We start from the raw sequence: 17,790 nt of genomic DNA on the forward strand, positions 1-17,790 counted from the left end.
GTAAACAAGCCAAGTCCCCAAACTGGCTTCTATCGATGCACCTTAATATCTATATCGTACTTATACTTCGGTGGGCCACCCAGCGGCACGGCGAAGAAGGGTAGCGCGGTATCGTACTGGTCAGTGACGTAGAATACGACATCGTTGAACGTGGTGGCCTTGCTTACCAGGCGAAAATCAAGGGATAAGCCAAACTCTTTGGGGTCGATGGGGAGCACGCTGCTCGCCCACTGGCCATCGCCGCTTACCGGGGCAGAATGGCCATTTTTGGCAATGCTGAAGACAGTCAGCGTAGCAGAGTTGTCGACATCAAAGTTGCTTTGCTTGATGCTGACAACGTGCTCGCTGGCAAACGGATAGAGATGCACCGTAACCGGCCGGCCCGTGGGTGGGGCGGCCGGAATGCGGAAGCAATACTCATAGGTAAAGGCGTTGCCGCCCGGAATGGGCACGTTCAGATTGGGGCTGCTACTCAGAAAAAAGCGATAGAGATTGCCATCGTTGCCGCTTACGCCCCGCACCACTACCTTATACACATAGCCCTGAAACTGCTCTACCAGCTCGCCTTCCAGCGGGTTGAGCGGGCCGAAGGTGAAGTAGCCGCCATCGTAGGCCGGCTCCACGCCAAAGGTCTGCTGCTTGATTAGCCGGCCGCTGGGCGGTCCGGCCGGGCTGGCCGGGCGCGGGTCGGTAGCGCCTTTGGCTGAGTGCGTGCCCGGCCCGCCATATAGGCTGAACTCGGTACGGGTATTAAACTCGCCCACTTTGGCATCGAGCTGGCCGCCGCAATCGGGGTCAAATACCCGGATGTAGATGGGCCGCCGCTCGGCAGCGGGCACCAGAAAGAAGAATGTCTGGGTAAAGTCGTCGTCGCCGCTCGTGATGGGAGCCTGCGGGCCAAAGGTGACCAGGCTCTCAATTTTCTCCCCCGGATTTGGTACGGCCTGGGCGGCGGCCCCGGCAGCGGCAGCGAGTAATAATCCCAGTAACCCCAGCACGCGATTCAGGCAGAAAGTATAAGAGCGCATAATCGGAAGCAAAAAGCCAGTGCAGAACTAGGGTATTATCCCAGGCTTCGCCGTAATATTACAACTCAAACGTTCCGTTCTGATTGCTATTCTTTCGCTATGAGTGCTTCCGCACGCGACACTAACGAGTTTTTCGACCAGCTTACCAACCAGGTGCTGGCCCTGCGCGTGCTCTCCCACCAACGCCTGCGTCCGCTCACCTCCGAGCAGCTCAACCGCCGCCCGGCCTTCGATAAATGGAGCGCGGCCCAATGCCTGGAGCATTTAAATATAGTAAATGGCTATTATTTGCCCAGCTTAAAAGCCCGGCTGCGGCTGGCCCAGGCCAGTGGCTCGGTAGCCGGTGCTCAGGTGCGTAGCGGCTGGCTGGGACGCTACTTTACGGCTACTGCCCAACGCAACAATGGCCTGGGCGACAACCTTTTGCGTCGCCCCAAGCAGTTTGCGCCCACTGGGGTACGCCTTACCGGTACCGTAGTAGAAGCTTTTAACCGCCAGCTCGACGAGCTGCTGCGCCTGCTGCTGCTGGCTCGCCAGGTAGATGCCGGCACGGTGCGCATCCCCAACCCGCTGTATCCGTGGCTGCGCCTGCGGCTCACCGATGTGTTTGAGGCCCTGGTTACCCACATGCACCGCTACGTAAAGCAGGCCGAGCAGGCAGCTATCGCTGCCAGAAAATGAGAAATGGGAGAAATGTCGTTCTGTGTTCTTGAACGACATTTCTCCCATTACGCTACTTACTCATCATAAAGCACCTGTAGCACCGTCTGCCCCACCGCTTTCATCGTCTTGCGGTCGATGATGCTCATATTGTCGGCCGTGGTGTGGTGGTAGGCCGGGAAGTAGTCACCGCCGTAGGGTGGGTGGTCGTAGATATCGACCGTCGGGATGCCCGCCTGGCTGGTATACACGTGGTCGTCGAGGATTTCGCCGGTATCGGAGAAAAGGAAATAATCGGAATAGCCGATTTTAGCGGCCGTATTCCAGATTTTATCCACCGCCGAGCGGGCATTTTTCAGCGAGGCCCTTCGCGGGTAAACCGCCCCCTTTGGCCCCCACCATATCGAACAGAATACCGTACTCGGCTTTGTAGCCGGCCGGCACGAGGTGCTTGGCCCAGTACTGCGAGCCGAGGCACCACGAGTCGGTACCACTACCGGCGAGCTGGTTTTTCACATCAGCCTGCGTCGTATCATCGTGGCCCCAGTCTTCGGCATCAACCAGAATAATATCCACGCCGACGTTAGGCGCCAGGTTGGCCGGCTGCTGGCTGAGCACGCGGGCTATTTCGAGGGCCGTAGCCACGGCGCTGGCCCCGTCGCTGGCCCCGTCCATGGGGGCATTTTTGTGCTGCTTGTCGGCATCGGCAAAGGGGCGGGTATCCCAGTGGGCAAAGAGCGCAATGCGCCGGGCGGCCGTGGGCTGGTATTGGGCAATGATGTTGAGGCCGCTAATCTGTACCCCATCAAACGTCATAGCCTGAAAAGGCTGCTCATGCACTGCCAGGCCAAAGCTTTTCAGCTTAGCCACCAAGTACTTGCCGCAGGCCGTATGGGCCGGCTTGTTGGGCACGCGCGGGCCAAATGCCACCTGCTTGGCGGTATAAGCGTAGGCCGAGTCGGCGTTGAAGGCGGGCACCTTAGGGGCCTTGGTGGCAGCTGGGGGCTGGCCGCCGTGCCTTCAGCCGGCTTTTCGGAGGGGCAGGCCGTGAGCAGGGCTAAGCCAGCCACGGCGAGCAAAGAGTAGCGAAGGGGTTGGAAACGCATAAAATTACGACTGTCATCCTGAGCTGGCGAAGGACCTTATCACGCCCGCGCCGCATTGAGTGGTATGCTGATGAAAGCCGCCGTGATAAGATGCTTCCTTCATCAGCAGACAAAGTTCTGCTAGTAGGCCCTACTCCTCACTATAGGCCCACTCGACGCCGGTTTTGGTGTCCTTAATTACAATGCCCTGCCCCTTAAGCGCAGTGCGAATCTGGTCAACCTTATCGTAAGCTTTCTCCGACTTGGCTTCCTGGTAAAAACCCAGGGCCAGGGCCAGCAGGTCTTCGGCGCTGGCGCGGGGCTCGTCGCGCAGGCCCAGAATGTCGCTGACCACGGTGCGGTAGGCAGCGGCGGCTTCGGCTACAGCTTCGGGGCTTACTTCGGCCAGCGCGGCGGGGCTGGCCGCCAAGGTATTGAAGCGCTTGAGCAGGTCAAACACGGCGGCCACGGCGCGGGGCGTATTAAGGTCGTCGTTGAGAAACTCGAACGGCTTGGCGGCCAGCGCAGTCAGCTGCTGGCTATTGGCAGCCAGCTTTTGCTCATTGAGGGCAGCCACCTCTTCCCTGTTACTTGTCAGTTTCCCACTGTCCAGCAGCCGCAGGCCGTTCATGAGCTTGCGGAAACCTTTGCGGGCCGCTTGCAGGGCCTCGTCGGAGAGGTCGATGGGCGAGCGGTACTGCGCCTGCAAGAAGAAGAAGCGCAGCGTCATGGGCGAATACGCCTGCGAGAGCACGGCGCTCTGGCCCTGAAACATCTCATTCAGGGTCACGAAGTTTCCCAGCGACTTGCTCATCTTCTGGCCGTTCACGGTCAGCATGTTGTTGTGCAGCCAGAAGCGGGCGCCGGTGCCGGGGGTGTTAGAGGCCTCGTTCTGAGCAATTTCGCACTCGTGGTGCGGAAACATCAAATCGAGGCCCCGCCGTGAATGTCAAAGTCGGCCCCGAGGTACTTCCGGCTCATGGCCGAGCATTCGAGGTGCCAGCCGGGAAAGCCTTCGCCCCAGGGCGAGGGCCAGCGCATCAGGTGCTCGGGGCCGCATTTTTCCAGAGCGCAAAGTCGGTAGGCGAGCGTTTTTCGTCTTGCCCGGCCAGCTCGGCGCGCGTGTTGGCCAGCAGCTCTTCCACCACGCGGCCCGAAAGGCGGCCGTAGCTCAGGCCCTCGGCGTTGTACTTGGGCACGTCGAAATACACCGAGCCATTGACCTCGTAGGCCAGGCCCCGGCCGATAATTTCGGTAATGAGGCCGATTTGCTCGGTAATGTGGCCGCTGGCCTGGGGCTCGATATCGGGCGGCAGGCAGCCGAGCGCGGCCATGGCCTGACGGTAGCGCACGGTGTAGTGCTGGGCTACCTGCATGGGTTCCAGCTTCTGGGCGCGGGCCGTTTTGGCGAGCTTATCCTCTCCCTCATCGCTATCGCCTACCAGGTGGCCGACGTCGGTGATATTGCGCACGTAGCGCACCTGGTAGCCCAGGTAGCGCAGGTAGCGGGTAAGCACATCGAACACAATAGGCCCGCGCGCGTTGCCCAGGTGCGCATCGTTGTAAACCGTGGGGCCGCACAGATACAGGCCCACCAGCGGCGGGTGCAGGGGCTCAAAATTTTCCTTCTTGCGGGACAGCGTGTTATAGAGCGTCAGCGACATGGACAGTAGTAAACAATAAGCAGCAAGCCGCTTTCAGGGGCGGCTCCCGGCACGGGGCGGCGTAGATAACCGAACGGCGAAGGTCCGGCAAAGTTCAGTAGGAATGGCTAAGCATCTGTCAGGAGTTATTTCACCACTCAATTTCTCAACTCATATACCGCCTCCACCGGAAAATGGTCGGAATACGGAATTTCGGTGTGGATACGACAGCCCAGCACCTGCCACGGCGAGCCGGCAAACTGCTGGTCGATGCGTAGTAGCGGCGGCAGGCTGCCGTGGTACGTATTGCCGGGCCCGAAGCCGGTAGTGGCCCAGGCATTCTGCAGCTGCCCGGCCAACACCGTATAGGCATAAGAATAGGGCACATCGTTGAAATCGCCGGCCAGCAGCACCGGGTAGGGCGCGCGCCGGATGTGCGCCAGCAGGGTATCGGCCTGCCAGGCCCGGGCGGCGGCACCGCGTATAAAGCGACCAAGCAAGCCCCGCCCCTTGCTCTCGAAGCCGGCTTTGGAAGAGCTGGCTTTTACCAGGTCGCTCTCGTCAATGCTCATACTTTGGAGGTGGGCGTTGAAAATCCGGACGGTGTCGAGCGGGCCGGGGCCGGCTACATCCACCCACATGGCGTGGTTCTGACTGAGGCGACCGAAGGCGATTTCGCCGCGCCCCACAATGGGGAAGCGCGAAAAAATAGCCAACCCAAACTGCGCGCCACTGCTGTTCGTCAGGCTTTTGGAAACGAATACCTGTCGGCCGCTCTCGGCCCCGACGCGCTCCCCTACCCGAAACAGACTGCCATCGGCCGAGCGGGTGCCGGGCGGCTCCTGATAAAACTCCTGCAGGCACAGCACATCGGCCCGGCTGGCGGCCAGCCAGCTGATAAAGTTGGCCGGGGCGGCCGGGTCAGGCTTACGCAGCTGCGCATACACGTTGAAAATGCGCACGTTGGCCGAAAGCAGCCGCAGGGTGGCCCCAGGCCGGGCTTGCTGCGCAAGGGAGTCGCTTACGTAGCCCGATGCCAGGGCCCGCAAGCCGGCTGCGTGTAGCGGCAGCCCGCGCTGCACCTGCGGCCAGGCCAGCACCAGCACGGCCAGCGGCAGCAGCGTGATGCGCCGCCGACGCAACGCCCAGTATAGCGCCATCAAGCCGGTAAGCACCAGCCACAGCGGCACCGTGAGCGCCAGCAGCGGAGCCAGTGAAAGCTGTCGGCCCGGCACCCGCTCGGCCGCTACGCTCAGCAGCAGGCCAAGCAGCACCAGCAGGGTAAATCGATAGGAAAGCAGACGGCTCACAGCAAGCCAGCAGCGCATCAGCACGCCTTGGGCACGGCAAAAATACGGCGACGGCGCGAGCGGGCCGCGCCAATAGTCAGGGCTTGGCCACCGCGGCTTAGCTTTACGCATGCGCCTTATATAGTATTTGCTATGTCGAAAAAAATCTACGCCATTTTATGCCTCCTGGTGGCGCTTAGCGGCCCGGCCCGGGGGCAGCGGGCCACTGCGCCGGCCATTATGCCCACCCTACCACCCGAAACCCCGGCAAGCCTGGAGTTTGTACCGAACAAAGGGCAGTGGCCGGCCGCCGTGCGCTATGCGGCCGCCGTGCCCGGCGGGCACCTTTGCCTGGAGCCAGGCGGCCTCCACTATATATTACTACAGCACGTTGAGCACCCCCAGCCCTGGAAGGGCGGCACCGCAGGCCCGGCGGCCACCTCGGCGGGCGGCATTGCAGCGGCAGTTGCCGGGCCTGCGGGAGCCATCCGGGGCCACCAGCTTCGGGTGCGCTTTGTAGGAGCTGATACTACTACCAGCCTTACCCCGGCTGAGGCTACCGGCGAGGTGCGCAACTACCTGCACGGCAGCGATGCCACCCAGTGGGCGAGCGCCGTGCCCAGCTATCGGCAGGTGCGCTACCAGGCTCCCTGGCCCGGTATAGCCACCCGCTTTTACGAGAATGCGACCCAGCACCTCGAATACGACTTTGAGGTGGCCGCCGGGGCCGATGCCGGCCGGGTACAGCTGCGTTATGAGGGAGCCACCCGGCTTACCCTCAGCGCTGATGGCCAGCTGCACGTGGGCACCACGGTGGGCAGCCTCACCGAGCTGGCGCCGCACGCCTATCAGCTTGACCCGGCTACCGGCAGCCGCCGCGCGGTGGCCTGCCGCTACCGCCTGAACACCGCCGAAGCGCGGGTATCGTTCGAGCTCGGGGCCTACGACCACAGCCGGCCCCTGGTCATCGACCCTACCGTCGTGTTTTCTACCTATTCGGGGGCCAAGGGCAGCAACTGGGGCTTCACGGCTACCTACGATGCAGCCGGCAACCTGTATTCGGGCGGCATTGTGCTCGATGATATGCTTGCCCTCCCCAGCTATCCGACCACCCCGGGCGCGTTTCAGACCTCGTTCAGCGGCGTGATAGACATAGCGCTTATCAAATATAACCCCGCCGTTAACGGGCCCGCGGCGCGGGTGTGGGCCACTTACCTGGGCGGCAACCGCGACGACTTCCCGAGCAGCCTGGTCGTAAATGCCCGAAATGAGCTGCTGCTGCTGGGCAGCACTTCCTCAACCAATTTTCCCACTACCGATGGCGCTGTGCAGCGCGGGTTTGCGGGGGGCAGTCGGTAGACCCGTTTGGCTATGCCCCGGCCGCTATCTACCGGGTGGCCAGCGGCACCGATATGGTGATAGCCCGCCTGAGTGCCGACGGCGGGTCGCTGCTGGCTGCTACATACCTGGGCGGCAGCGGCAACGATGGCATTGCTGCTTACAACCCCATTTCGACGGTGCGGCAACTACCTCAAAACTACGGCGATGCGCTGCGCGGCGACATTCTGACCGATGCTCAGGGCAATGTGTACGTGGCCTCCGTTAGCAGCTCCGTCAACTTTCCGACCTCGGCGGGCAGCTTTGGGCGCACCTACCAGGGCGGCTCCTGCGATGCAGTAGTGTGCAAGCTCTCGCCCAACCTCAACACCCTACTATGGAGCGGCTTTTTGGGCGGCACGGCCGCTGATGCTGCTTACTCGGTGCAGCTCGACGCGAATGGCAACGTATACGTGGGCGGCGGCACGCTCAGCGCCAGCCTGCCGGGCACGGCAACCGGCTGGCAGCCCCACAATGCGGGCAGCGTCGACGGCTTCGTGGCTCGTATCGCGGCCGATGGCAGCGCGGTACAGCGGGCTACCTTCTTGGGTACCAGCAGCTACGACCAGGTGTTTTTTGTGCAGCTGGGCAGCGATGGCGGGGTGTATCTGCTGGGCCAGACGCTGGGCAGCTGGCCGGTAAGCCCCGGTGTGTACAGCAACGCGGGAAGCCGGCAGTTTATCCAAAAGCTCAGCCCCGACCTGGATAAGTCGCTGCTGAGTACGGTGTTTGGCAGCGGGCGCGCTACTATCGATATTTCGCCCACGGCCTTTTTGGTTGACCAGTGCGACCGGGTATATGCCTGCGGCTGGGGCGGCATGGTAAACCAACAGGCGTATAGCTACTATGGCAATGGCTCGCCCAATGCCTCTAATGGCTTCACTGATGGCCTGCCTACGACCCCCAATGCCGTACGCACCGTACCCGACACGCCGGGCAACGGCTCCGATTTTTACCTGGCGCAGTTTGCTCCCGGCCTTGCCCAGCTGAGCTACGCCACGTACTACGGCGACCCCACTCCTTTTTCGGAAGGCGACCACGTCGACGGAGGCTCTTCGCGCTTTGACCCGCGCGGCGTGGTATACGCGGCGGCCTGCTCGTGCAGCAACCTGAACGGCTTTCCGGTACCTCCAGGGGCTTATTCGTACTCGCCCACTAATGGGCGGGCTGATTTTAACTTCTGTAACAACGCCGCTTTCAAGTTGAATTTTGAGCCGACGGTAGCAATGGTCGGTCCGGGCCAAACAGTATGCGACACTTCCCCTCCGATACGGTTAAGCGGCACGCCTACGGGTGGCACCTGGACGGGCCCGGGCGTATCGGGCTCGGTAGCTACGGGCTTTATTTTTACGCCCAGCCTGGCGCTGGCCGGCAATCAGCAGCTCACCTACAGCGTGCCGGGCGTTACGAGCGCCTGCAGCGCCTCCGCTACGCTTACCATAGTGGTGGGCACGCGCGTACCCGCCAGCGCGGCGGCCCTGCCCACGCTCTGTGCCAATGCCAGCCCCCTGCCCCTCACCACCGGCAGCCCCGGCGGGGGCACTTGGGCCGGGCCGGGCGTGAGCAGCCCTAGCCCCGGCACCTATGTATTTACGCCCAGTACTGCCCTGGTAGGTACCCAGACGCTTACGTACTCGCTGGCGGCTTCCAGCAGCTGCGGTAGCCAGGCGAGCCAGGCTACGGCTACCGTGCAGGTACTGCCCATTGCCAACGTGGTAGTGCCGCCCGATACCATCCTGTGCCCCGGCAGCACCCAGGCGTTTCGCCTGCGCGCTACGCCGGCAGGCGGCACCTGGAGCGGGCCGGGCCTGTCGGCCAACGGCGCTGTTTTTACGCCTCCCGGTATCGGCACTTTTGCCCTGACCTATACCGTTAACGCCAGCTCGGCCTGCCCGGTAGCACTGACGCGCCGCATTACGTTGCTGCCCGAGCCAGTGCTGGCGCCCGTGCTGGTACCGGCCGCCTGCGTGCCCTCCAACGTAGCGCCGCTGGTGGTGCATTTCAGCCAACCGGCGGCGGGGCTGCCGGCAGATGCTGTGCTGAGCTGGAATTTTGGCGACGACAGCACGACCGTGACTACCGGCCCCGACGTTACGCATACCTATCTCAGGGCCGGCACTTTTCAGCCCCGCGTTAAGGTAGCATTTAACCAGAATCGCTGCGGGCGCACCCTGAGCCTGCCTCCCATAAAGGTGCAGGATATGTTCATTCCGAATATATTTACGCCCAACGGCGACAACCGCAACGACTTGTTTGTCACGCGCCTGGGTGGGTGCCCGCCGCGCCTCCAGGTATTTTCCCGCTGGGGCCAGCAAGTGTACGAAAATGCGGCTTACCAGAACACCTGGGACGGCACCGGGCTGGCTCCCGGCCTGTATTATTACCTGTTTACCCCACCCGACGGCGGCACGCCAATCAAGGGCTGGGTAGAGCTAATCAGGTAAGCAGGCCAGCAATTATCAGGCAATGGAGCAAGTGCGGGAAGTCGTCGGTAAGCTCAGGATGCCGTTCTTTACTCACTGTTCACTAGAAAAGGCACCTAAAAATGGATATTTTCATGCAGGCCGCTATCGACGAGGCGCGCCAGGGCCGCCGCGAGGGTGGCATCCCGATTGGCTCCGTACTGGTGCGTGGCCAGGAAATAATAGGGCGCGGCCACAACAAGCGCGTGCAGAACCTCGACCCCATTGCCCACGGCGAAATGGATGCCCTGCGCAATGCCGGCCGCCAGCGCACCTACCGCGACACGGTGCTCTACACCACACTCATGCCCTGCTACATGTGCGCCGGCACTATCGTGCAGTTTAAAATCCCGAAGGTGATAGTTGGTGAAGCCCAGACCTTCGGCGAATCGCTCGATTTCCTGCACTCACACGGCGTAAAGGTCGAAATCCTCAACTCGCCCGAGTGCGTGGAGCTGATGCGCGAGTTTATCGCCGCCGAGCCCACACTCTGGAACGAGGATATTATGGAGCTGTAAGCCGGGGCTATTTACACAACTGCCAGTTCGGCAGCTGCTTTTTTAAGGAGCTGTGGCTGGGCTGGCAGCTTGCACGCGAACATACTCTGAATTTATGGCACAGCCCGTACCGGTGGTCAGGTATAGTTTGTTGGGCGTCAGTTCCGTCACATACTGCACCCGATAGTAGGCCTGGCCAGAGGGAGAATTATAGCTTTTGGTAAGCAATACCGTCATAGCTGGGACACCCTGGTAGGCTGGCCGGGTAGCGAGGCGAAACGTGCTGGTGAGTGTAAGCTTGCCGTTGAGATACTCTGCGTATGTACTGTCAGGTCCAAATACGCTGCGAATATCCTGGCTGGCTGGCACCGGGTCCATCTTCCCCGTAATGCCCCCTCCGGAAACCGCCAGCCGCCATTCGCCGCGCACGGTAACTGGGCCGTTCTCAAAATCATTTTCACTACCTGCCGTTTTTTGGCAAGATGTAAGGCTGGCACAAGTAGCCGCCAATAGCAGAGATATACGTAGTGTTTTCAGCATATTACAGTGGGACCCGACTACTAGTGACGACTACAAGGAGAGTATAACTACTGCCTATATAGTTGCAAGGTTGTCGTAAGATTATTGCACCTATTCAGGAATAGGCCGGACAGCTATAACGAGCGGGGGTATAGGCCACTTGAGCAAGCTCGACAGGGTGTGCTGGTAGCACTTCCGGAACCGCGCTAAGCTACTTATCGCTATTTCCGCCCCAGCCAACTTTCCGGGTTGAGGTTGGCTGAGTTGCGCCACACCTGAAACTGCACCTGGGTGGTGCCGTCGGCATCGGTAGCGGCCGTGCCGATGGCCTGGCGGGCATCTACCTGCTCGCCTTCGTGCACGTTTACCGAGCGCAGCTTGGCATACACCGTAAAGTATTCGCCGTGCTGAATCATGACAATGGTGTTCATGCCCGGCACCTGAGCCACCGTGAGCACCCGGCCCGCAAATACCGAGCGCACGGCCTCGCCCTCATTGGTTTGAATATCGACGCCCCGGTTATCGACGGTAACGTGCTTGAGCACGGGGTGCGGGTGCCGGCCAAAGTGCTGGGCCAGGAAGCCCCGCGCCACCGGCCAGGGCAGCCGCCCCCGGTTGCCGGCAAAATTCGAGGACAGGACCGACGTTTCGGGGGTGAGAGCTACGCGGCTGGCCCGGCGGTCGGCCACGGTTTCTTCGGGCGCGTCGCTTTCGGGGTTGGCGCTGGAGTCGTCTTCTTTCGTCGTTAGCTCCTGGCCAGTAGCAGCGGCGGGCTCGTCGGCATGGGTCACGGCTGCGCCGGAGGCACCGCGCCGCCGGGTAGCTGCTGTGTGGGCCGCCCGGCGGCGGGCAGCCACGGCGGCCAGGCGGGCGGCGTGGGCAGCGCGGGCTATTTCCTCGCGCACGCGCTGGGCAATGAGGTCGTCGAGGCGAGCCACGGCCTGCTGGCGCTCGGCCAGCTCCTGGCGCAGGCCCTGCTCCTGCTGGCTGAGCTGCTGCACTACCTCATCCTGCTCGGTTTTAAGACCCAGCAGGTTACGGTTTTCAACCAATTGATTGGTGAGCAGGCTTTTCTGGCGCTGGCGCTGCTGCGTGAGGCCATCGAGCTGGTGACTGAGCTGCTGCTGCGCCCCCAGAATGCGCAGGGCCTGCTTCTGGCGCTCCTCGGTGTACTGGCGCACGTAGCGCAGGCGCAGCACAAACTGGTTGAACGAATCCGAGGCAAACAAAAACATGAGCTGGTTGAAGCCGCTACTGGTTTTGGAGGCCGCATACATCAGCTTGGCATACTCGACCTTGAGGTTGGCCAGCTGCTCCTGGGTGGTCAGCACCTGCTTCACCGTCTGGTGCACGTTGGTTTCGATGCCTTGCAGCTGCGTCGAGATATGTTGAATCTGCCCCTGCTTCTCGGTCAGCTTTTCCTTGATAACGTTGAGCTGGCCCAGCGTCGCCTGCTTTTTTTGGGTAGTCTGAGTCAGCACCTTCCCGGCTTCCTGGATGCGGGCCAGGTTGGCCTGGCGCTCACGCTCCAGTTGGGCCTTGCTTCTGGTGCGCGGATGGCGGCTGGCCGTGCGGCCCGGCCGCGTCGATTTTTTGGCCGGGCGATGGCGCTGCGCCACGGCCGGCCCCGCCAGCAGCAATAGCAGCCAGACCGCCAGAAAACGCAGCGTAGAAAAAGGCAAAGGAACCGGCACGAAGAAAGTAAGGTGGCAGTGGGCAAGCTACCGCCCCACAAAATAACGCACGAACACCGAGCCGGCCACCGCAGTGGCCGCGCCAATCGGTCAGCTGCTGCCTGAAAGAGGGGTGAGCGGGGTTCGGACAACTCGCTTCTAAAGCAGTTTCCACATCCGGGTACCGGCCAAGCTGTACCCGAACCTGGAAACCGCTCTAAAGTCCCGCAGTGCACACTGGCTTCTGTGGCTTTCCAAAATCCCGGGGCACTTTTTCACAACCCAATAGCTGGCAAATTACCCTAATTAAAAGTCTGATGCCGCAACATTCTCTGTTGGGGCGGCCATTGCGTTGCGCTACGTTTACCTGACCTGTTTTCACGCTGCCTCTCACCACCCATCATTTTCGCATGATACGTTACCGTCTTCAGCTAAGCCTGCTGACCGCCCTGCTGGGCCTGACTCAATGTCAGAAAAGCGACCCCAGCCTCGCCAAGCCCGAAGACCAGCTGCCGCCCGCTACCCAGACCGGTGCCGGCACCTTCGGGTGTTTGTTTAATGGGCAGCCCTGGACGCCGCAGGGCTATGATGGGTATCCCAATTTCATCACTACCTAGAGCGGATTCGGAGTCAGTGTACATGATAGCCGCAATGGTCAAACCAGTTTTGCGCATCGTCGGCCGTTATCCAGGCCAGGGCCGCATCCAAGGCGGCCTTCAGCGCCTCACAGGTACGGGCGGCAGCGGTACGCAAGTGCGTTTTGAGCTTGCTGAACGCCAGTTCAATGGGCGTGAAATCCGGCGAGTAAGGCGGCAAATACAGCAGGCGTGCCCCACGCGCTTCTACCAGCTCGGCCAGGCCGTCGGCCTTGTGCACCGGCCAGTTATCCAAGACCACCACGTCCCCGGCTGCAAGCCGGGTCCAAGCACCTGCTCCAGGTACACGGCGAAGCTAGCTGTGTTCAGCGCCCCGTCTAACTCCATGACCGCTTCCACGCCCTGGGCCGAGAGGGCGGCCACTAGCGTCACATTGGGGCCGTTACGCAACGGCACGGCCGCGTCCACGCGTTGCCCGCCCGGCGCGCGGCCGTAGCGGCGGGTATACCTCAGGTTGACACTGGGCCCAAATGCTTAATGCGCATTTCATCCACGAACTTGAAGCGGGTAACATCTTCGTGTTAAATAGCTTCCAAAAACGCTCGCCGCAGCCCCCTCACCCGGTCCGTGTCGCGCTCGGCGGCGTGCAGACTCTTTTTTTGCGCCGTAAATCGAGTAGTTGCAGCGTCTGCCACAACACGGTCTGCCCCACGGCGGGACTGCCGGCAGCCACCAACTGCTGGCCCAACTCGGCCAGGGTGGCGTCGGGCTGGGCGGCGACACAGGCTGCCAGGCGCTGGCGGTCCGTTTCTTGCAGGCGAGGTGCCGGGCCACCGCGCGGGGCAGGGCCGCCACTGAACCGCTGGTGCGCTGGCGCTTGAGCAGCTTGTCGACAAACGAAATGGAGACGGCAAAGCGGCTGGCTACCTGGCTAATGGTGCACTGACCAGTCGCATAGGCAGCCACTACGCGCTCGCGCAAATCATCGGAATAGGCTTGCATACTACCAAGCTACGCTAAAAATCTGTATAATGACTCCGAAACCGCTCTATGATGCCGGTTATTTAGAGCGGATTTCAAGTTAGTGTACGTGGTAGCCACAATGGTCAAACCAGTTTTCAGCATCCTGCTCGCTTATGCACTCCGTGGCAGCTTGAATGACGCATTCCAGCGCCTCTCGGGTGCGGGCCTGGGCCGTGCGCAGCCAGGTTTTGAGCTTGCTAAAGGCCAACTCACTGGGGTTTAAGGCGGGCGAGTAAGGCGGCAGGTACAGCAGACGAGCCCCGCGGGCTTCGACGAGTTCGCGCAGCCCGGCCACCTTGTGGGTGGGCAGGTTGTCGAGCACGACCACGTCGCCCGGCACCAGGGTGGGCCCGAGCACCTGGTCGAGGTAGGCCGCAAACACGTCCCCGGGACGGCCCCGCTCAGGGTCATGGCCGCTTGCAAGCCGGTCGGGGTCAGGGCGGCCACCAGCGTCACGTTCGGTCCGCCGTGCAGCGGCGTGGCCTGCTGGGCGCGTTGCCCGCCCTCGGCGCGGGCGTAGCGCCGGCAATAGGTCAGATTCGTCCTGGTCCCAAATGCTTCATCCGCATTTCGTCCACGAACTTGAAGCAGGTGAAATCTTCGGTTTGCAGGGCCTCCACAAACGCCCGCCGCAGGTCTACGACCCGCCGGGTGTCGCGTTCGGCGGCGTGGACGCTCTTTTTTTTCGCCGCCAGCCCAGCGCCTGCACCGCCCGCCACAGGGTCGTGGAGCTCACGGCCGGGCCGCCGAGCGCGGCCAGCCAGGTGCACAATTCCGCCAACGTGGCATCGGGCTCCTGGCGCAAACAGGCCCGCAATTCGTCTCGGGCGCGGGCCTCCAGTTCCGGGGCGGGGCCGGGGTGCGGGGCCGGGCTGCCACCGCGCCCGTGGTGCGCTGGCGGTGCAGCAGCTTTTCCACAAACGAAACCGACACGCTGAACTGCGCCGCGACCGCGCCAATCGTGCGGCCGGGCTGCGCACAAGCTGCCGCCACCCGCTCGCGCAAATCAAGAGAATATGCTTTCATCCCCAGAAGCTACGTCCAAACCCGTAAACTATCCTGAAAACCGCTCTAAATGCCGTCTTTGCCAACGTCGATAAGAGTCAGGTGCCTCTACTGACGCGCTAGCGGCACAGCCTCCCCACGCCGCCTCGCCTTATAGCGCACCCAGACACACGTTATACTATATTAATAACAAATAGTTTATTAGCAATAAATTTACACATATTACAAACACGATGTTATTTCTTCACTTTTGCCTGCCGGGCGTATCCTTTCGGGATACTAAACGGGAAGTCCAGGTGCCCGGAGCCAACTTCCACTTTCTGGTAACTGAGCGTAGCTGAGGTGCTTTCGGTGCCACCCTGCTGGCCCACTACGTTGGTAGTAAAGGCAAAAGGCAAGTCCGCCCCGGTAGGCTTCTGAAAATCGGTGTACCCTACGGTGAGGCTGCGCTGGGCGGCCGTTTCACTTACTTTCAGCTGCTGCAAGCGGCCGGTACTGCCGCTCAGCAGCTGCTCGAGTATCAACGAGGCCTGGGGATAGGTGATGACTTGATTATCACCTTCTTTTTTCACCACAGGCAGCGCTCCTTTGGGCGCGGCCTGGTAGTCGCCGAGCAGAATAGCCTGCATCTGCTGGTAGCTCACGGGCACGTTCAGCAGCTGGCTCAGGTAGGCGTAATCGCCGGCGAAGTAGGTCTTTTGCAGACGATTGACCACCCGCACCGAGTCGGGTGTAAGCAGGGCGCGCACCCCCTCGATGCCCAGCAGCGAGCCCGAAAGCCAGATGGCCGAATCGCGCCGCATCCGCAGTGAGAAGTTGGCCGATTGGTCGGTATCCTTATGCTTGAAGTGAATTTTGCCCCGGCCGTTCAGGTACTGAAAGCTGGTGTTAGCGGCCTTCACCCCGGCTGGCGTGGCCACGGCAACGGGCGTGGAGGTGCCGGCCGTCAGCGAGCCCGATTTGGTCGATACCGCCCGGTGGCAGCTGGCCAGACCCAATGCGGCCAGCAGGAACAGTGATTTATTCATAGAGCTTTTGTTCTTTCACTTTGCGGTCGAGCAGCGGCGAGGCACCTGCCCCGGCCTTGTGAGCCCGCTGCCAGGCCGCGACGGCCCCGGCGTGGTCGCCGAGCTGCCATAGTACGTCGCCGTAGTGCTCCAGGATGCTGGCATCCTTGGTTGTTTTCAGCGCTTTTTCCAGGCTTTGCTTAGCGCCGGCGTAGTCTTTCTGCTTGTAAAGCACCCAGGCATAGGTATCGAGGTAGGTATCATTGTCGGGAAACTGCTTTACGGTACGCCCCGACATTTCATTGGCTTTGTCGAGCTTTTCGCCCCGCAGGCTCAGAAAATAGCTGTAATTATTCAACACGCCGTAGTTGTTGGGGTCGGCCGCGAGCACCGCTTCGTAGGCGGCGTCCGACTTGGCGTAGTCTTTCAGCTCTTGGTAGGCATCGCCCAGCTGGGCATCGAACTGGCTTTGCTGCTCGGCGTTGCTCACGGCCAGGCGACGGCCGTGCTCCAGCGCCGCTACGGCCTGCTGGGGCTGCTTCTTCAGCAGGTGCCCCACGCCGTTGTAAAACCACAGCGGGGCCTGGTTCGGAAACAGCTCCAACGCCGCGTCGCTGTGCACGAGCAGCGAGTCGGTCTGGCTCAGCTCGGCATCGAGCAGCACTACCTGCTGCCAAAGCTGGTATTTCGATTTATCGTATCTCAGGGCCTGCAAGTAGGTGTTGCGGGCCTCGCGCTTGTGGCCGGTCTGCATCTGCACATCGCCGGCTATGCTGTAGGCCTTGGCCTCACGCGGGTGGCTGCGCACGGTAGCGGCGGCCAGGTCGAGAGCCAGCGGAGCCACCTTGGGGTCGGGCAATTGCTTGAGGTAGCCCACCAGAATACGCACGGCCTGGTCGATTTCCAGCGCCGGGCTTTCAAAGGCAAGGCGCAGTTGCTTCTCTACCTCGGCCGGCTGGTTTTGCTGGCGGTACGCGTCGGCCAGAATCAAACGGGCCTGGGGGTTGCCGGGGTCGAGGTGCAGGGCCTGCTCAGCTACCCGGATAGCATCGGGCAGGCGGTTATTAGCCGCGTACATCTCGGCCTGGGCCAGCACGTAGCGCGGCTCGGATGGGTTGGCGGCAATCAGGTTTTCACCTTCCTTCAGCGCCAGCGGCAGGTTGTTCTGGCGCAGGTATATCTGCTGCTTTTTAAAGGCAATCTCGTCGAGGCTGCCAAACTGCGCCTGCGCCTTATCGAGCGTGGCCAGCGCTTCGGGCAGCTTGTTCTGGGCCAGGTAGAGGTCGGCGAGCTGAAACAGGTAGCTGCCCGAGTTGGGCACTTCTTTCACCAGGCTGGCGTAGGTAGCGGTGGCCGCTTCATACTGCTTCTGGCTGGCCTGGGCCTGGGCCAGCAGCAGGTAATAGTACGGGTTTTTGACGTCGAGCTTCACGGCGGCCTCGGCGTAGCCGGTAGCATCGCGTAGGTTGCCGCTCAGCAGGTTAGCTTCGGCCAGCTTGTAGTTGATGGCCGCATTCTCGGGCATCAGGGTATAGGCTTTCAGCAGCCGCTCCAGCGCCTTGGGGTAGTCTTCCAAAATAACGTACTTCACCCCGTCCGTATACAGCGCCTCGCTCAGCTCGCGCTCCTTCGCCGACAGCGGCGGGTGGGCAGCAGCCTTTTTAGCCTCTATTTCGAGGCGCTGCGCCAGCTCCTTGCGCTCCTTGCGGCTGAGCTTCACAGGCGGGCGCGTGGCCGCCGAGTCGGGCCGGGCCACCGCACCCGGAGATTGCCCCCGGCTCTGGCTCAAGCCGACCAGCGACAAAGCACTCATTACCAATAGACTAGACGCAAACGAACGCATACGCATAAAAAGCAAGCCGGAAACCTTTCCGGCGAATGTACGGGGCCCAACTACGAACGGCGCAGCCCCAGCAGGGGCCACGC

General features: G+C 61.7%; 15 protein-coding genes and 2 pseudogenes. 5 read left to right on the plus strand and 12 right to left on the minus strand.

Annotation, left to right across the window (positions count from 1 at the left end; all coding sequences use genetic code 11):
- Nucleotides 1–29 precede the first annotated feature (29 nt).
- The gene (locus GKZ67_RS12865; protein ID WP_173242849.1) at nt 30–1,028 is read right to left on the minus strand and encodes a hypothetical protein; all 999 of its coding nucleotides are present in this window, start codon (nt 1,026–1,028) and stop codon (nt 30–32) included.
- Nucleotides 1,029–1,127: 99 nt separating this feature from the next.
- Here GKZ67_RS12865 and GKZ67_RS12870 point away from each other — a divergent pair, with 99 nt between their 5' ends.
- Entirely contained in the window at nt 1,128–1,709 is a 582-nt protein-coding gene (locus tag GKZ67_RS12870; RefSeq protein WP_173242851.1) for a DinB family protein, read from the plus strand.
- A gap of 56 nt (nt 1,710–1,765) precedes the next feature.
- On the opposite strand, the gene GKZ67_RS23595 is transcribed toward GKZ67_RS12870, so the two are convergent.
- The 4 genes and pseudogenes from GKZ67_RS23595 to GKZ67_RS12885 all read right to left on the minus strand — a co-directional run bounded on the left by GKZ67_RS23595 (nt 1,766) and on the right by GKZ67_RS12885 (nt 5,726).
- Nucleotides 1,766–2,026: a M28 family peptidase gene (locus GKZ67_RS23595; RefSeq protein WP_254244801.1), complete on the minus strand. Its 261-nt coding sequence runs from the start codon at nt 2,024–2,026 to the stop codon at nt 1,766–1,768.
- Nucleotides 2,019–2,666 carry a M28 family peptidase gene (locus tag GKZ67_RS23600; protein WP_254244802.1) on the minus strand — a complete coding sequence of 216 codons (648 nt, stop codon included), beginning with the start codon at nt 2,664–2,666 and terminating at the stop codon, nt 2,019–2,021. The genes GKZ67_RS23595 and GKZ67_RS23600 overlap by 8 nt, the downstream gene beginning before the upstream one ends.
- 258 nt (nt 2,667–2,924) lie before the next feature.
- Nucleotides 2,925–4,437: pseudogene (gene cysS, locus GKZ67_RS12880) on the minus strand (cysteine--tRNA ligase).
- Between the two features lie 137 nt (nt 4,438–4,574).
- A complete protein-coding gene (locus GKZ67_RS12885) occupies nt 4,575–5,726 on the minus strand; it encodes an endonuclease/exonuclease/phosphatase family protein (protein WP_173242853.1) in 1,152 nt (383 codons plus the stop codon).
- Between the two features lie 132 nt (nt 5,727–5,858).
- On the opposite strand from GKZ67_RS12885, the gene GKZ67_RS12890 reads away from it, so the two are divergent.
- From GKZ67_RS12890 to GKZ67_RS12900, 3 genes are all read left to right on the plus strand, one after another.
- Complete coding sequence (locus GKZ67_RS12890; protein ID WP_173242877.1) at nt 5,859–7,064, plus strand: hypothetical protein; 1,206 nt, start codon at nt 5,859–5,861, stop codon at nt 7,062–7,064.
- A gap of 35 nt (nt 7,065–7,099) precedes the next feature.
- Nucleotides 7,100–9,526, plus strand: coding sequence for a gliding motility-associated C-terminal domain-containing protein (locus tag GKZ67_RS12895; RefSeq protein WP_173242880.1), 2,427 nt, complete (start codon nt 7,100–7,102; stop codon nt 9,524–9,526).
- A 101-nt stretch (nt 9,527–9,627) separates the two neighbouring features.
- Nucleotides 9,628–10,062 carry a nucleoside deaminase gene (locus GKZ67_RS12900; RefSeq protein ID WP_173242883.1) on the plus strand — a complete coding sequence of 145 codons (435 nt, stop codon included), beginning with the start codon at nt 9,628–9,630 and terminating at the stop codon, nt 10,060–10,062.
- Between the two features lie 42 nt (nt 10,063–10,104).
- Here the strand turns inward: GKZ67_RS12900 and GKZ67_RS12905 are convergent, their stop codons facing one another.
- Complete coding sequence (locus tag GKZ67_RS12905) at nt 10,105–10,470, minus strand: hypothetical protein (RefSeq protein WP_173242886.1); 366 nt, start codon at nt 10,468–10,470, stop codon at nt 10,105–10,107.
- 311 nt (nt 10,471–10,781) lie between these two features.
- The gene (locus GKZ67_RS12910) at nt 10,782–12,242 is read right to left on the minus strand and encodes a murein hydrolase activator EnvC family protein (protein WP_254244803.1); all 1,461 of its coding nucleotides are present in this window, start codon (nt 12,240–12,242) and stop codon (nt 10,782–10,784) included.
- A gap of 401 nt (nt 12,243–12,643) precedes the next feature.
- Between GKZ67_RS12910 and GKZ67_RS12915 the strand changes: the two genes are divergently transcribed.
- Complete coding sequence (locus GKZ67_RS12915; protein WP_173242889.1) at nt 12,644–12,850, plus strand: hypothetical protein; 207 nt, start codon at nt 12,644–12,646, stop codon at nt 12,848–12,850.
- A gap of 13 nt (nt 12,851–12,863) precedes the next feature.
- Here the strand turns inward: GKZ67_RS12915 and GKZ67_RS25205 are convergent.
- From GKZ67_RS25205 to GKZ67_RS12945, 5 genes and pseudogenes are all read right to left on the minus strand, one after another.
- Nucleotides 12,864–13,297, minus strand: a pseudogene (locus tag GKZ67_RS25205) (transposase).
- A 613-nt stretch (nt 13,298–13,910) separates the two neighbouring features.
- Nucleotides 13,911–14,234 carry a transposase gene (locus GKZ67_RS25210; RefSeq protein WP_173242895.1) on the minus strand — a complete coding sequence of 108 codons (324 nt, stop codon included), beginning with the start codon at nt 14,232–14,234 and terminating at the stop codon, nt 13,911–13,913.
- A 350-nt stretch (nt 14,235–14,584) separates the two neighbouring features.
- Nucleotides 14,585–14,878: a hypothetical protein gene (locus GKZ67_RS12935; RefSeq protein ID WP_173242899.1), complete on the minus strand. Its 294-nt coding sequence runs from the start codon at nt 14,876–14,878 to the stop codon at nt 14,585–14,587.
- A 215-nt stretch (nt 14,879–15,093) separates the two neighbouring features.
- Complete coding sequence (locus GKZ67_RS12940) at nt 15,094–15,885, minus strand: DUF4292 domain-containing protein (RefSeq protein ID WP_173242902.1); 792 nt, start codon at nt 15,883–15,885, stop codon at nt 15,094–15,096.
- Nucleotides 15,878–17,677, minus strand: a complete 1,800-nt coding sequence (locus tag GKZ67_RS12945) for a tetratricopeptide repeat protein (protein ID WP_254244804.1) — start codon at nt 17,675–17,677, stop codon at nt 15,878–15,880. The genes GKZ67_RS12940 and GKZ67_RS12945 overlap by 8 nt, the downstream gene beginning before the upstream one ends.
- Nucleotides 17,678–17,790 lie beyond the last annotated feature (113 nt).

The organism is Hymenobacter sp. BRD67, from assembly GCF_013256425.1.
Taxonomy (GTDB): domain Bacteria; phylum Bacteroidota; class Bacteroidia; order Cytophagales; family Hymenobacteraceae; genus Hymenobacter.